Source organism: Joostella sp., assembly GCF_048266025.1.
GTDB classification, from domain to species: domain Bacteria; phylum Bacteroidota; class Bacteroidia; order Flavobacteriales; family Flavobacteriaceae; genus Galbibacter; species Galbibacter atrarenae.
Window position 1 is genome coordinate 152,510 of sequence record NZ_JBLXAF010000008.1, and the last position, 15,988, is coordinate 168,497.

The 15,988-nt window shown below is 33.4% G+C and carries 10 protein-coding genes; 9 read left to right on the forward strand and 1 reads right to left on the reverse strand.

The features are described 5' to 3' along the window. Window positions 1–33 precede the first annotated feature (33 nt). From ACN0TY_RS13790 to ACN0TY_RS13815, 6 genes are all read left to right on the forward strand, one after another. Window positions 34–216: an adenylosuccinate synthetase gene (locus tag ACN0TY_RS13790; RefSeq protein WP_236959113.1), complete on the forward strand. Its 183-nt coding sequence runs from the start codon at window positions 34–36 to the stop codon at window positions 214–216. A 233-nt stretch (window positions 217–449) separates the two neighbouring features. After that, complete coding sequence (locus ACN0TY_RS13795; protein ID WP_417444957.1) at window positions 450–1,394, forward strand: FecR family protein; 945 nt, start codon at window positions 450–452, stop codon at window positions 1,392–1,394. Window positions 1,395–1,519: 125 nt separating this feature from the next. Beyond that, a complete protein-coding gene (locus ACN0TY_RS13800; RefSeq protein ID WP_417444958.1) occupies window positions 1,520–5,017 on the forward strand; it encodes a SusC/RagA family TonB-linked outer membrane protein in 3,498 nt (1,165 codons plus the stop codon). Window positions 5,018–5,038: 21 nt separating this feature from the next. After that, window positions 5,039–6,472 (forward strand): SusD/RagB family nutrient-binding outer membrane lipoprotein, encoded by a 1,434-nt coding sequence (locus ACN0TY_RS13805; protein WP_417444959.1) that lies wholly within the window; start codon window positions 5,039–5,041, stop codon window positions 6,470–6,472. 13 nt (window positions 6,473–6,485) lie between these two features. Beyond that, entirely contained in the window at window positions 6,486–8,078 is a 1,593-nt protein-coding gene (locus tag ACN0TY_RS13810; protein ID WP_417444960.1) for a calcineurin-like phosphoesterase C-terminal domain-containing protein, read from the forward strand. Window positions 8,079–8,283: 205 nt separating this feature from the next. Beyond that, the gene (locus ACN0TY_RS13815; protein ID WP_236959118.1) at window positions 8,284–8,832 is read left to right on the forward strand and encodes an RNA polymerase sigma-70 factor; all 549 of its coding nucleotides are present in this window, start codon (window positions 8,284–8,286) and stop codon (window positions 8,830–8,832) included. 121 nt (window positions 8,833–8,953) lie between these two features. On the opposite strand, the gene ACN0TY_RS13820 is transcribed toward ACN0TY_RS13815, so the two are convergent. Next, the gene (locus ACN0TY_RS13820) at window positions 8,954–9,592 is read right to left on the reverse strand and encodes a cytochrome P460 family protein (protein ID WP_417444961.1); all 639 of its coding nucleotides are present in this window, start codon (window positions 9,590–9,592) and stop codon (window positions 8,954–8,956) included. A gap of 292 nt (window positions 9,593–9,884) precedes the next feature. Between ACN0TY_RS13820 and ACN0TY_RS13825 the strand changes: the two genes are divergently transcribed. From ACN0TY_RS13825 to ACN0TY_RS13835, 3 genes are all read left to right on the forward strand, one after another. Beyond that, window positions 9,885–10,181, forward strand: a complete 297-nt coding sequence (locus ACN0TY_RS13825; protein ID WP_317207868.1) for a DUF6660 family protein — start codon at window positions 9,885–9,887, stop codon at window positions 10,179–10,181. Window positions 10,182–10,261: 80 nt separating this feature from the next. Next, on the forward strand, window positions 10,262–14,656 hold the full coding sequence (locus tag ACN0TY_RS13830) for a CusA/CzcA family heavy metal efflux RND transporter (protein ID WP_417444962.1): 4,395 nt from the start codon (window positions 10,262–10,264) through the stop codon (window positions 14,654–14,656). 10 nt (window positions 14,657–14,666) lie between these two features. Then, window positions 14,667–15,887, forward strand: a complete 1,221-nt coding sequence (locus tag ACN0TY_RS13835; RefSeq protein ID WP_417444963.1) for an efflux RND transporter periplasmic adaptor subunit — start codon at window positions 14,667–14,669, stop codon at window positions 15,885–15,887. The last annotated feature ends 101 nt before the right edge of the window (window positions 15,888–15,988 follow it).

A 15,988-nucleotide genomic window follows, 5' to 3' on the forward strand; every position in this document is an offset into this window, starting at 1 on the left:
ATCTTCTAGCTATAACCAAAAAAGCTACAAATCATGAATTTTTTAACAATAGCAACATTTGCTTTACAATCTCCAGATGGGATTCCAAAACCAGGAAATAATGATCCTATAAATTTACAATCGTGGTCAGAAGTAATTATTTACGTTATGATCCCAATCCTACTAATAATATTCTATTTTGTTTGGAGAAAGAATAAAAGGAATAGGAGGGATTAATATTAAGTATCGAGAGGATGTTTTTAAATTACTGTGCATTATGCTTGTGACCTTAAATAAAGCTGGAAAGCTTGACACTTTATTTTAACTTTTAACATATCGAAATTATTAATTCAATGTAAATAAAAGCATCGCTATTTAAACAAAAGGTTAAATGGCGGTGCTTTTTATATTTTTCACTACGTGTGCTCTGCGGTTTTTGGTATCTACTATTGAAAGCCGATAACAAGAGCATGAAAGAATCAACATTTAAATACCTTTTAGAGAAATACGAAAAAGGAAAAACTACTTCTGAGGAAAACGCACTTCTAGAAAAATTTGATGCTCATTTTATAGAAACAAATGAAGCAACAATTTTTCAGTCACAATTACATAAAAATAGAGTACAAAGCGAAATTTACCGTTTTGTAAAACGCTCGACAGCTAAAACACCTATTAATTGGTATAAAATAGCAGCGAGTATCATTGTACTAATAGGCGTAGGACTTTCTACATGGTTTGCTTTTAATCCTAAAGAAACTATTTCTTACATATTGATTGCTACAAATGAGAACGAAATAAAAAATATTGTTTTGCAAGATAGTAGTGTGGTTACTTTAAATGAAAATAGTCAGTTAAGATTACCAAATAAATTTCCATCCAATAGCAGGCATGTTATTTTAAATGGGGAGGCTTATTTTAAAATTTCCAAAGATAAAAAGCGTCCCTTTACAGTTACAGCAAATAATATTATTACGAAGGTTTTAGGAACACAGTTTAATATTAAAATGGATGGCAATATAATTTCCGTAGCATTAGTAGAAGGCTCAGTAGACGTAAAAGGGCTTCAAACTTCAAAGGTTTTAAAGCCAAATGAAAAGATAAACTTCAATTTAAAAAATAAAAAGATTGATACAGAATTATTTAATCCTAAAGAAGAGCTCTTGTGGATGACCAAAACAATGACGTTTAACAATACTTCTTTATTGGAAATAGTGAAGCTATTAGAGAAAAAATTTGAAGTTTCTATCGATCTAGAAAATTCAATTTTAAATGATGTAAAAGTAAGCGGAACCTTTGCCAATCAGAGTCTTACTTCTATTCTAATGGCTGTCACAAAAGCAACAAATTTAACTTTTAAACACATAACTAAAAACCAAATACTAATCTATAACCCACAGAAAAAGACAGAAAAATGAAAACATAAGAAATAAAAAAAGGAAGTGCGCCAACACTCCCTTCAACAGAATAATCATATCAAATTTAAAATGTATCAGTCAACACAAATCAAACTTATTGTAATTGATTAAACCGCAATAAAAATATGAAAAAAAAAGCAAGTAAATGTCATAAATTAATTATGCGTATTTCCACCTTTTATATAATGATAGTCTTAGGATTGCATGGTTTATTTGCTACCGAAATAAATGGGCAGACATTAAAAAATTCAAATATTCTTTTAGAAAAGAATACTTACAAACTTGAAGAATTATTTGGAATTATAGAATCAGAAACAGCCTATAATTTTGTGATATCGGAAGATTATCTAAATACTAATACAATTGTATATACCGCTGCAGGAAAGGTTAATTTATTGTATTTGTTGGAATCTATTTCTAAAGAAAAACAATTACGTTTTTATAGAGTTAACGAATTAATAAGTGTTTCTAAAATAAGTAATAATCCAGTAAGAGGTGAGGTGCAAGTCGTAGAGCAAGTAACCGTAACAGGGCTGGTAGTAGATCAAGAAGGAGTACCGCTACCTGGTGCTACGGTACAGGTAAATAACAAAGCCATAGGAGTGGTAACAGATTTTAATGGAAACTTTAGTATTTCAGCAAAAAAAGGAGATGAAGTAAAAATTACTTATGTAGGATTCTTTCCAAGTTCATTTACTATTGGAGATAAAACTTTTTATGAAATTAAATTAGAGCAAGATGTATCAGAGTTAGATGAAGTAGTTGTTACAGCGTTAGGAATTAAAAGAGAAGAGAAAAAGTTAGGATATGCACAACAAACAGTGGAATCTGATCAATTAATGGACGCTCGAACCAACAACTGGTCGGAAGCATTAAGAGGGAAGGTTCCCGGGCTATCTATTCAGTCTTTAGGAGGACCTTTAAACTCTCAACAAATTAAATTGAGAGGAGATAACTCATTAAATCCTGGAGCTAATGCAGCACTTATTATTGTGGATGGTGTTCCTGTAGGGGGAGAGTTACCTTCCTCAGGAGCTTCAAATTCATATATGGGAGGAAGCGCCTCTAATGATACTCCTGTAGATTTTGGAAATGGAATCTCGGATATAAACCCAGAAGATATAGATAATTTATCTGTCTTAAAAGGAGCAGGAGCAGCAGCACTTTATGGAAGTAGAGCTGCAAATGGAGTTATTATTATCACTACTAAATCTGGTAAAAATCAAAAAGGTCTAGGCGTATCATTTAGTTCAAACACTAAGTTTGATGTAATTACAAGCTGGCCAGATTGGCAATATGAATATGGACAGGGAAGTGGTAAAGGGAGTTATGTAAAACCAGACGGGAGCCTATATTACTCTTATGGAGCCTCTGAAGATGGTAAAAGTACAGGAGGAAGTAGTTCTGCTTTTGGTCCTAAATTTGGAAGACAATACTACTACCAATACGATCCGACGTTGGAAGGGCAGTCTGAGGAGCGTCAACTTTGGCAACCTTACAAAAACAACAGAAAAGATTATTGGAAAACAGGGACAACATATACTAATAATGTATCGATACAAGGTGGAGGAGAGAAAGGATCTATGCGTGCTTCTATAACACACTTAAAGAATGAATGGATCATGCCAAACACAGGCTATGAACAAATGGCAGTTTCTTTAAATGGAAAATATCGGGTATCTAAAGCTATAGAATTAAGCTCGGTAGTAAATTATAGAAACCGACAAAGTGATAACCTTCCTGGGCAAGGATATAATAATCATTCGATAGGATACTTCATGATTTTTCAAAATCCGAATGTAGATTTAGATTGGTATCGTCCAATTTGGAAAGAAGGAAAAGACCAGGTGGATATGATCCGTCCATTTAGTGGGTATATAGATAATCCTTATGCTATGGCATATGAAATAACAAATTCGTTAGATCAGAATTCGGTAACAGGAAATGTAAAAGCAGATATAGAGATAACTCCGAAGTTAGACTTAATGTTGAGAGGGGCTTTAAATACTTATTCTAAAGGCACAGAGCAGCAACGTCCGTATGATATTAATCGATATAATACAGGGTTCTATAAGAAAACGAGTATTTCTAAGGAAGAGATAAATACAGATTTTCTTTTAACTTATAAAAATGAATTTGATAATGATTTTGATCTTTCTGGTTCTCTAGGAGGGAATGTTATGAAATATAAATATAGAAGGCAAGATTCGTGGACAGAAGGATTGGAAACTCCAGGTATTTATAATCTTGTTAATGGTACTAATCTTTTTACAAGCGCGTATGATGGTAATGAACAGGTGAATAGTTTATATGGAATGGCCTCTTTTGGATTCAAAAACTTCCTTTTCTTAGACTTTACTGGTCGTAATGATTGGTCGAGTACGCTACCAAAGAATAATTGGTCGTTCTTTTATCCATCGGCCAATGCGAGTATAGTTTTAAGTGATATATTGAACTTTCCAAAAGTAATCAACTTCACTAAGTTCAGATTCTCTTATGCTGAGGTTGGTAATGATGCCTCTCGTTACAGTACCAAGAAATACTATAGTAAAGGGCCTTATCCTTTTCCAAGCTCCGCTGTAGCTCCAACAACATTATATAACACAGATTTAAAACCAGAATTAACCAAAAGTTTAGAAGCTGGTTTTAATATCAGAATGTTTAAGAATAGAATAAATTTAGATGCAGCTATATATAGAACTTTAACGGTAAATCAAATATTAAGGGTTCCATTAACTAATTCTACTGGGTATAGTACTGCTTGGATAAATTCTGGAGAAGTAAGGAATATAGGAGCAGAAGTGATGTTTAGTGTTAAGCCTATTAAGACAGATAATTTTGAATGGGAGAGTATTATTAATTGGTCAACAAATCAAAGTGAGGTTATTAGTTTAGACCCTAGGTTAGAAGGGAAGCTTCAGTTATTAAGCTCTTCGAGTGCAAGATTAGTAGGGGTAGAAGGAAGCTCTGCAAGTGCTCTTTATGGTAGAGGATTTGAGCGTGCTCCGGACGGACAAATTTTATACGATAAAAATGGGCATCCACAAATGACTGATAGTGATATTTATATTGGAGAGACAGCTCCAAGATGGACTGCAGGTTTTATTAATAATTTTAAGTATAAAAGCTTCCGTATGAATGTTACAATTGACGGTAGATATGGAGGAGTAATTTACTCACATACGTACCATAAATTAACACAACAAGGAAAGTTAAAACACACACTTAAGGGAAGAGAAGAAGGAGAGCTAGTAGGGGATGGTGTTGTAGATAATGGCGATGGAACATATTCTCCAAATGCCACTCCACTTCCAATTGCTAATTATTATGATGAGCATTATAAACTAGCCAATACAGAAGCAAATTCTTTTGATGCTTCATTTATAAAGTTACGTGAAGTTAGTTTAGAATATTCAATACCAAAAAAATATTTAGGATCGACATTTTTACAAGCAGCTAAGTTTTCAATCTATGGAAGAAATTTAGCTGTAATATCCGATTTTCCTATTTATGATCCAGAAGTAGCAGGACAAGCTGGAGGAACTAATATGTATCAAGGAGTAGAGGTGGGGCAAATGCCTGTACCTACAGAGTTTGGTTTCAATGTTAAATTCGATTTTTAAGAAAATAATAAAAGCAAGAATATGAAAAGTATTTCAACACTATTAATTCTTTTGATCTTAATGCTTGTAATAGCATGTACTGGAGATTTTGAAGAGATCAATACGCATCCAAATCAATTGGAAGAAATTACAGCTGGGAGTACATTAAACCCAATTATCTATGGTTTGGCTTATAAAAACGCCAGAGAAGCAAGGGATAAAACCTTTGGATTAATGCAAGTATTTTACGGAGCCGATCAAACCACCGATCAACCTTTTTTATATGACTTGCGGCAAGACGTTGGAGCAGGATTATGGAATGAGTATTATAAATGGATTCCGAATATTCTAGAAATGGAAAAAGCAGCTATTAAAGAAGATAAAGTTAATTACCATGCTATAGCTCTTACGCTTAAAGCTTATGCCTTTTCTATGTTAACAGATGTTTTTGGTGCGGTTCCTATGGACGAAGCAGCAAGGGGAGAAGATGATATTTTCTTTCCAGAGTATACCAGTCAACAGGATATTTATAAAACTATACTAGAAGATTTAGAGAAAGCGAATAGTCTCTATGATGTTTCAGAAGGAATGGTTTACACAGAAGATATTTTATTCTTTAACAATATATCTAAGTGGCAGAAATTTACGAATTCTTTACACTTACGTTTGCTCCTGAGACTATCTAAAAGGACAGAAATGAATGTTTTTGAGAAGATGACAACGATTGTAAATAATCCATCTGAATATCCTGTTTTTACTTCTAATGAAGATGCTGCGGTTTTACAAGTAACAGGAGTTGCACCAAATTTATCTCCATGGGATAGACCTTCAGATTTTAATGTATTTAGATATTATTGTGAATTTTTTATAGATAATATGAATAATTTTAATGACCCAAGGCTTGGGGTGTATGCCACTGTTTCACGAGGATTAAATGATGAGAACTATGGATACATCGGCCAGCCAATAGATCAAAGAAATAATCCTTTACCAGATAGTATCGCTACTCCATCTGGAGTAAGTAATAAACAAGTGGTTGCTCCAATGATAATTCCTATTCTTACTTATGGAGAAGTAGAGTTAATAAAAGCTGAGATCGCTCAGCGTGGCTTCATTGCAGATGCAAAAACGCATTATGAAAATGGTACAAAAGCAACTATAGAAATGTGGGGAGCAGAAGTTCCAGATGGTTATTTTGATCAAGAAGCAGCTATGTATGATGGTACTTTGGAGCGTATTATGCTTCAGAAATATTTCACATTGTATTTTACAGACTACCAATCTTGGTTTGAGTATCGAAGAACAGGATTTCCTGAATTACCAAAATCTCCAGACATGCTTAACGATGGAGAAATGCCTTCACGATTTTATTATCCAATTTCAGCAAGTACAATGAATAGTGCTAATTATAAGAAAGCGGTAGAATCAATGGGCGGTAAGGATGATATAAATGTAAAAGTTTGGTGGGATAAATAATAAACTATAAATAATGAAAAAAATAATTTTAACGACGGGAGTGTTTCTTTTAGCTTCTATGGCATATAGCCAATCAACCGTAAAGGGATATGTATTTAACGACACAAATAAAAATGGTAAGAAAGACAGAAAAGAAGCCGGAATAGAAGGGGTTTCTGTAACCAATGGAGTAGAAGTAGCGCAAACCGATAAGAATGGAGCTTACACACTTCCTGTGAGTAACGATGCTATTATTTCGGTTATAAAGCCTGCATATCACTCAATTAATGTGAATGAGGATAACCTTTCTCAATTTTTCTATAATCATAAGCCAGAAGGTTCTCTAAAGACTAAGTTTGAGGGAGTTTCCTCTACAGGAAAATTACCAAAAGAAGTGAATTTTGGATTAACTCCTTCCGAAAAGAAAAATGATTTTACAGCTCTTATTTTTGGTGATCCGCAACCTTACACCCTTGAAGAGGTTAATTATTTTGCTCGTGGGATTGTAAGCGATGTTGCTACTACTGATGGCGTGGCTTTTGGATTAAGTATGGGCGATTTGGTGGGCAACGATTTGAGCCTTTTTAATCCGTATATAAAAGCGGTTAAAGAGCTTGGTCTTCCTTGGTATAATTTATTAGGGAATCACGATTTGAATTTCGATGCTCAAGAAGATCACTTAGCAGATGAAACTTTTGAGGCACATTTTGGTCCTGCTAATTATGCTTTTAATGAAGGAAAGGTGCATTTTATTGTTTTAGATGATGTTTTGTATCCCGATCCTCGCGACCAGAAAAGTTATTGGGGTGGTTTTAGAAAAGATCAATTGGAGTTTGTAAAAAATGACTTGAAATATGTGCCAAAAGATCATTTAATTGTTTTGGCTTTTCATATCCCGATCAGCGAGCCAGAAGGGGATTCCTTTAGAGATGAAGACCGTCAACAGTTATTTGATTTACTAAAAGAGTATCCAAATACCCTTTCATTATCGGCACACACACATATTCAACGTCAGGATTTTTTTGATAAAGAATCTGGATGGTATCAAGATAAACCACATCATCATTACAATGTTGGAACTACTTCTGGCGATTGGTATTCTGGGAAGTTAGATGAAAATGGAATTCCAATTTCAGTAATGAGAGATGGCACACCAAAAGGTTATGCTTTTATCAATTTTAAAGGAAACCAATACGAAGTCAAATATAAAGTAGCTGGGAAGCCAGCAGATTACCAGATGAATATATTTGTTCCTAAAGTCGTTGCTGAAGGAAGAAATACTAAAGCAGGAATTTATGTAAACTTTTTTATCGGAAGTGAAAATGATGAGGTTTTATATCGAGTTGATGAAGGGGAGTGGAAGCCGATGGAATATGTGCAGGAGCAAGATCCTTCATATGAAGTATTAGTTTATGAGTGGGATTTAACTAATAAATTAATGCCTGGAAGAAGGTCCTCCAATCCAATAGATTCTAAGCATTTATGGAAAGGTAAAATACCAACTAAACTAAAAAAAGGAAACCATAAGATTGAAGTAAAAGCAATTGATATGTATGGAAACACATACACTGGAACAAGTAGTTATCGATTAGAATCACCTTCTCAATCACCAGTGAATGCTAATTAAGATTAAAGCTCTAATAAATGAGTTTCATTTGTGTGCTTTTTGGAGTTAATCCATGAAAGCAGTTGATTTTTTTTTCTAATAAACCCTGTAGAATTTCTGCAGGGTTTTTTAATCTCCGATATTATTAGATTAATAACGTGAACTTAGCTTATAGTTTACTTTAAATTAACTCAAAAGGGAAGTGTTTTTCTTTATTTTGAAAGCCATGAATAACACCACTCCACTTACTGCCAATCAACTAATGGATCGCATTAAAAGCGATGATGAAAAAGCATTTCATTTACTGTTTAATCGTTATTGGGAGGTTCTTTTTATTATGGCAAAATCTATTTTAAATGATGAAGCTATAGCCAAAGACTTGGTACAAGAGGTTTGGATGAATTTTTGGGAACGAAGAAAAAAAATAGATAGCTCCAATATTGAAGCTTACTTAAAACAAGCTATAAAATATAAAGTTTATAAAGAGCTTAGAAATAATCCTTTAAGTGTAAAACATAAAGACTATCTTGAAGGAGTAGATGCAGAAGTTGCTACTGATGATCAACTTATTTTTATTCAAACTGATAATGCGCTAACTAATATTATACGTGAATTACCAGATCGTTGTCGTGAGATTTTCAAACTTAGTAGAGAAGACAACTTGACAAATCAAGAAATAGCGAACCAACTTAATATTTCTAGGAGAACTGTAGAAACACATATTTCTAATGCTTTGAAAATATTGAGAATACGGATTACTTCTTTTATGTTTTAATTAAATTAATTGTATGAACTGCTTAAAGTCAACTTTTAAAAAAAGGTCAACTAAAATTAATTTCAGTTGACCTTTTTGTTTTAATAAAAACCTTGACAATCAAATTGTTTTAATCTAATAATTAGATCTTAGTTCTGTCAACTTTTTTATTAGGATCATACAATCTTAACATTGGATAATTTTGTAAAAACACAAAATCAGTATCAGAAGCAAATGCAACATGACATTGGTTACATTTGGCTGTAGGCTGTACTTTAGAAGAAGCTACAGGAGGATTCGTGTGTTTATCATTCCATTTAAAATAACCCCAGTTACCTGGTTTGTCTGGAAACCTTTTCTTACTCTTTACAGAAGCTTTTATAGTATGGATTTCTCCAGCAGAATATCCTACACCACTATTAAGTTCTCTTTTTGTAAGCACATTTACTTGTATAAATTGCGTACCTTCTCTAAACTTTCCAGTCTTTTTAAAATGCTCAAAATCCGAAGGCGGCATGTAAGTGTTGTGAAAACCAGGAAATAATGTTGGATTACCGGTGTTCAATTCAGCAGGAGCAACGTTTGAGCCTACAAAAATCCATGAAGTGTAAAGATCAGGACTAGGTCTCATAAGTTCACCATTGCTGTTAAACTCCATTTTTTCTTTGTACAATGGCTCGGCAGTTGTGTACTCAGAATCATTTTCACTTGTAAAAGCGAAGAGACCAAATACTACTGCAGCTCCTAATGCAATTGCACCTTTGGTAATTAATTTTCTCATAATGTTTAATATTTTATAAGTTTTCTTTAGTAAAAACCTACAGTCTAGTAAATATAGTATTTTTACTAAACAAATTAATCTTAATCTTAATATTTATAGAATAAAATACATATTTTGTTTTAAAGGAAGTAGCCGTAGGGTAGTTAAGAGGCTTGCAGGTGGTTTATAATCTATATGTTATGGAAACATACTGTTAGTCAAAATACTCATTAATTTTACTTGCTACGGAAATCGAAACATACATGTTTTTGAAGTACAATAAAAAGAGTATATTTACAATGTGAAAATATTAATGGCAATATTATCTATTTATTTCTTGTCACTCAGCTTTTTAGTTTGTAGTGATGAGGTTGCTGTTGATGTAACTTCAGAAAAAGTAGTGATGAGTCAAGATCAACATCCTGGGGATTTAGATTTAGACTTGTGTTCACCATTTTGTCAATGTCAGTGTTGTCATATCCCAATGATTACTTTGGAAGAGTATGATTTTGCTGTCATCGATTTAAGTATCTCTACAAAAGAGGATCATTTTTATTTTAATATAAAAGATGATTTTTTAAACTCCATTTTACAACCACCTCGGGTATAATTCAGTATACATAATTTTTTTGTTTGACATGATTGTCAGACTTACTATTCTTTTGTTTAACTGAATTAATATTCAATTACATGATTAATAATATTATAGCTTTTTCTATAAAGAATAAGCTTATTATCGGACTCTTTATTTTGTCTTTGGTGGGAGTCGGAATATGGTCTATGTCTACCATAAATCTAGGGTCAGTTCCCGATATTACTAATAACCAAGTACAGGTAATTACAATGTCTCAGAATTTAGCCACTGAAGATATTGAGCAATTCGTTACCTACCCCGTTGAACTTTCAATGGCCAATTTGCCCGGAGTAGAAGAAATTCGCTCTATTTCTAGATTTGGGCTTTCTGTGGTAACTATTGTCTTTGAAGATGATATGGGAGTTTATCTTCCACGGCAATTAGTACAAGAAAAATTAATAGAAGTACAATCCGAAATACCCAAGAAATTTGGTTCACCATCAATTGGCCCAATAAGTACTGGTTTGGGGGAGATTTATCAATATACTTTAAGCCCAGAAGAGGGGTATGAAGATGAGTTTTCTCCAACTCGATTACGATCTATTCAAGATTGGGTTGTTGCTAGGCAATTAGCCTTAACAGAAGGAGTTATCGATGTAAATGCTTTTGGAGGAAAAATAAAGCAATACGAAATAGCTATCAATCCCAACAGGCTAAATGCAGCTAAAGTGTCTTTGTCAGAAGTTTTTGAAGCATTAGAGAAAAATAATGTAAATACTGGCGGAGCATATATCGAGAAAAATAATATGGCGAATTTTATTCGAGGGGAGGGATTGATACAATCTTTGGATGATATAAAAAACATCGCTGTTAAGAATATAAATGGAATTCCAATATTAATAAAAGACGTGGCTGAATCTGTTCATTATGGAAGTCAGACACGATACGGTGCTTTCACTCAAGACGGAGAAGAAGCTGTTGGGGGAATGGTTTTAATGCTTCGTGGAGCTAATCCTAGTAAAGTAATTAAGAACGTCCAAGAGCGAATGAAGGTCGTGCAAAAATCTCTTCCTGAAGGTCTAGTTATCAAACCTTTTTTAGATAGAAGCTCTTTGATTGAGAGAACTACAAGCACTGTAAAACAAAACCTAATTGAAGGGGCGCTAATTGTGATATTTGCTTTAGTACTTCTTTTAGGGAGTTTACGTGGAGGTATCATCACTGCAACAACAATTCCGTTATCACTACTCTTTGCTTTTATATTGATGAAGCAGTTTAATGTCTGGGCAAATTTAATGAGCTTAGGAGCGATAGATTTTGGAATTATAATTGACGGGGCGGTAATTATTATTGAGGGGACTGTGCATGAGATTCAGAAACGTTTAAAATCCAATTCTAAAAGGGTAACCAATGCGGAAATGGATACTATTTCTTATCAAGCAGGATCTACCATGATGAATTCTGCTTTCTTCGGACAAATAATAATTTTAATTGTTTTTACTCCTATTTTATTCTTAACTGGAGTGGAAGGGAAAATGTTTAAGCCAATGGCATTTACTTTTGGTTTTGCAATGATTGGAGCTATTGTTTTGTGTTTAACATATGTTCCAATGATGGCTTCTATTTTTATGAAACCTATCCAAGATAAGAAAAGCAGATTCCGGAGGTTTGAATTAAAATTAGAGAACTTAAGTAATAAAATTATAGGTGCTATCCATAATGCATATTTGCCGTTTTTAAAATTGGCTCTTCGCTTTAAGATTGCAGTAATTGCAATTGGAGTTGCATTACTAGTAATTAGTGGATTTACATTTTCTAGAATGGGAGGAGAGTTTATTCCTCAATTAGATGAAGGGGATATTGCAATGCAAGCATTAATACGCTCAGGAAGTAGCTTGAGCGAATCTATTGATGTTTCAAAGAAAATAGAACGCATATTATTAGATAATTTTCCAGAAATAAAAACAGTAGTTGCCAGAATTGGAGTCGCAGATATTCCTACAGATCCAATGCCGATGGATATTGCTGATATGTTTATCGTATTAGATAAGAATCCAGATAATTGGGTTTCGGCTACTAATAAAGATGAGCTTATAGGAAAAATTAAAGAAAAACTGTCAGTATTATCGGGAGTCAACTTAGTTTTTAGTCAGCCAGTAGAATTACGTTTTAATGAGTTGATTACTGGAGTTAGAGAAGATGTAGCTGTTAAACTTTATGGAGAAGATTTAGATGTGCTAGCACAGAAAGCACAAAAGATGGCAACATTAATTCAAACAATACCAGGCGTAGGGGATGTAAATGCAGAGCGTATTTCTGGATTGCCACAGATGACGGTTCGTTACAACAGAAAGAATGTAGCTCAATATGGATTGAATATAGAAAAGCTTAACCAATATGTAAGTACAGCTTTTGCGGGTGGAGTTGCAGGAGAAATTTTTGAAGGAGAAAAGCGTTACGAATTAGTGATTCGTTTTGATGCTAAAAATAGACAAAGCATCAATGATCTAAAGAACTTATTAATTGACCTTCCTAACGGTTCTCAGATCCCTATAAGTGAGGTTGCAGATATTAGTTTTCGTCCTGGACCGATGCAAATTTCTAGGGATAATACTTTTAGAAGAACGTATGTTGGAATAAATGCTAGGGGACGAGATGTAGAGTCTGTAGTAAAGGATATTCAAAAGAAGCTAGATGAAGAATTGGACCTTCCTCCGGGTTATTATATCTCATACGGAGGAGAGTTTGAAAATTTACAAAGTGCAAAATCTAGATTGATGGTGGTGGTTCCGATAGCACTTTTCTTAATTTTTGTATTACTGTATTTTGCTTTAAAATCATTCTCGCAAGCAGTAATGATTTATATGGCTATTCCGTTATCTGCAATTGGGGGGATTATGGCTTTATGGTTACGAGATATGCCTTTTAGTATTTCTGCAGGAGTAGGTTTTATTGTTCTCTTTGGAGTCGCTGTATTAAATGGTTTAGTTTTAATTAACCGTTTTAACTCTTTAAAAGAAGAAGGTTTAATTAATGTAAAAGATCAAATATTCCAAGGAACAAAAGAAAGAATCCGTCCAATTATGCTTACAGCAACAACAGATATTTTTGGGTTTTTACCAATGGCTTTCTCTTCATCGGCGGGAGCAGAAGTGCAACAACCATTAGCTACAGTTGTAATAGGAGGTATGCTCACAGCAACTTTATTAACCTTAGTTGTTTTACCGGTATTATATGCGTTAATAGAAGAAAGAAAAAATAATAAAATGAATTTAAAATTGTCTAAATCTACACTTACAATTGGAGTGTTGATGTTAGTAAGTTTTTCAGGTTTTTCTCAGCAAAATATTCATGAGAATATACAAACTCAAGAGATTACTATCGAGGAAGCTCAAGAATTAGCTATTAAGAATTTTCCTAAGTTAAAATCTGCAGCTTTAAAAATACGAGAGCAAGAAGTCCTAAAAAAATCAGCTTGGGATTTTGGTTCTACTCAAGTTTTTACTGGAAAAGAAGAGGTTGGTAATAATTCTGAGGGGATTTATAATAAAATTGGTTTTCAGCAACAAGGAATAGATCTATTTGGAATTGCACCAAAATTAAAGTTGCAAAAAGAGCGAATTGCATTAGCCGAAAGCGGATTAGAGCTTTCTGTAATAGAAGTAGAACGAGATGTAAGTGTTGCTTGGGTAAATACATATGTGGCTAGTAAGATTAATAATGTTTATAAGAGAATTGATTCTCTTTTTACTGATATTGAAAGAGCTGCAAAATTGAGATATGAAATAGAAGAAACTTCTAAATTAGAATATTTAGCAACTTCTAATCAGGCTAATCAAGTGAAAATCCAAGGAGAAAAAGCATATAGAAACTACTTGAGTTCAATTCAATACCTAAATATGTGGTTGGTAAGTGATACTTTATTTGTAATTCCTGAAGTGGAAGTTTCAACAATAGATAAACCTTTGGCGTATGAATTAGACTCTTTAACAGCTCATCCTTTGCTTCAGATGTATAAACAACAAGTTGCAGTAGCAGAAGCATCGAATCGAAAAGAGCGAGCTGCTTTTCTCCCTAAATTACAAGGACAATATTCAGAACAAGAGATAGCCGGACAATCTGGTTTCTACAAATATCAAATAGGATTAGAGATTCCTTTATTTTTTGGTCCGCAATTAGGAAAAAAACAACAGGCTCAGATTAAAAAAGAAATTGCTCAAGAAAATTATTTACAAGAGCAGTTAACGATGAATGCAAAATACCAGCAGATAATCCAAGATTATCAGAAATGGCAAAATGCTTGGTTATATTATAAAGAGGTGGCGTTGCCATTAGCAGAGGAACAAATTACAGGAGCTGTTTTAGCCTATAAAGAAGGAGCGGTAGATTATGTTACTTTTCTTCAGAATACAAGAGATGCTATTACCATAGAAGTAGATTCATGGTTGGCATTTAGGGATTATTATACAAGCAGATATCAATTAGAATATTATTTAAAGACTTCAAAATAAAAATAGCACAATGAGAAATATACTTATAAAATCAATATTCTTTTTAGGATTAATAATATCCTTTCTTTCCTGTTTAACAGAAAAGAAAGAAGAATCAAATGGGGAAGGACATAATAATTCTGCGAATGAAGATGCTCATGGCCATGCAGAAGAGGGACATGGTGAAGTTTTAGAACTTTCAGAATTAAAATTTAATAGTTTAGGAATAGAAGTAGACTCATTATCTAAAAAACCTTTATCAGGAATTGTGGAAGCAAATGGGGAGTTGGAAGTTCCGCCGCAATATGAGGCAACGGTTACAGCAATAATCGGAGCAAACGTAACTAAAATTAAAGTTATTGAAGGAGATAAGGTGCAAAAGGGACAAGTGTTAGCCGCAATTACGCATCCGGACTTAACAAGATTGCAAACCGATTATATCAAAGCTTATAGCGATATGGTTTTTTCGAAGCAAAACTTAGATCGTCAACAAAAATTATATGAAGCAGAAGTTGGTTCTGGGAAATCTTTTCAGCAGGCGCAATCGGAATATAAAACGTTGTCTGGGTTAGTAAAAGGTTATGAATCTCAACTGAAGCATTTAAACATAAACCCAAAAGGAATTACAGATGGGAATATTGTAGAAGAGGTTTCTGTGGTGAGTCCTATTGATGGTTATGTAGAAAAAGTAACTGTAGGAATTGGGCAGTATGTAAACCCTCAAGATGCTATGTTTATGATTGTAGATAATGACCATGTGCATGCAGATTTGATGGTTTTTGAAAGAGATGTATATAAATTAAAAATTGGGCAAGAAATAGACTTAAGAGTGCAGTCCATCCCTAATAAGGTCTTAAAAGCAACTATTATTTCTATAGGGAAGAAATTTGAAACATCTCCAAAAGCTATTCATGTTCATGCAGATATAGATTATGAAGATGAAAACCTAATTCCTGGAATGTATGCAAACGGTATAATTAGTACTTCAGAAGAATATGTTTATGCTTTGCCTGAAGATGCAATTGTAAAAGAGGAAGGTAAAAGTTTTGTTTTTACAGCAACAAAAGAACAAGAAAACGGTCAATTTATATGGAGGTTCACTCCTGTAGAAATTAAAACAGGTATTACACATAACGGATGGGTAGAGATTAAGTTACTTTCAGAAGTAACGAATGATATGCTTTTCAGTTATAACAATGCTTATTATTTAATGGCTGAAAAAAATAAAGGGGAAACTGGCCATAGTCATTAAGTTTAGAGTTTAAAGAATACTTGATTCTGATAGAAAAGCTTGGACTTATGTAAGTCCAAGCTTTTTGTTTTTGTAAGTATAGATTATTTCTTTTTAAGAAG

Excerpts from the sequence above, each read along its gene's own strand:
- ACN0TY_RS13835 (WP_417444963.1), top strand. The coding sequence starts at position 14,667 with ATGAGAAATATACTTATAAAATCAATATTCTTTTTAGGATTAATAATA.
- ACN0TY_RS13805 (WP_417444959.1), top strand. The coding sequence starts at position 5,039 with ATGAAAAGTATTTCAACACTATTAATTCTTTTGATCTTAATGCTTGTA.
- ACN0TY_RS13820 (WP_417444961.1), bottom strand. The coding sequence starts at position 9,592 with ATGAGAAAATTAATTACCAAAGGTGCAATTGCATTAGGAGCTGCAGTA.
- ACN0TY_RS13810 (WP_417444960.1), top strand. The coding sequence starts at position 6,486 with ATGAAAAAAATAATTTTAACGACGGGAGTGTTTCTTTTAGCTTCTATG.
- ACN0TY_RS13800 (WP_417444958.1), top strand. The coding sequence starts at position 1,520 with ATGAAAAAAAAAGCAAGTAAATGTCATAAATTAATTATGCGTATTTCC.
- ACN0TY_RS13815 (WP_236959118.1), top strand. The coding sequence starts at position 8,284 with ATGAATAACACCACTCCACTTACTGCCAATCAACTAATGGATCGCATT.
- ACN0TY_RS13790 (WP_236959113.1), top strand. The coding sequence starts at position 34 with ATGAATTTTTTAACAATAGCAACATTTGCTTTACAATCTCCAGATGGG.
- ACN0TY_RS13795 (WP_417444957.1), top strand. The coding sequence starts at position 450 with ATGAAAGAATCAACATTTAAATACCTTTTAGAGAAATACGAAAAAGGA.
- ACN0TY_RS13825 (WP_317207868.1), top strand. The coding sequence starts at position 9,885 with ATGGCAATATTATCTATTTATTTCTTGTCACTCAGCTTTTTAGTTTGT.
- ACN0TY_RS13830 (WP_417444962.1), top strand. The coding sequence starts at position 10,262 with ATGATTAATAATATTATAGCTTTTTCTATAAAGAATAAGCTTATTATC.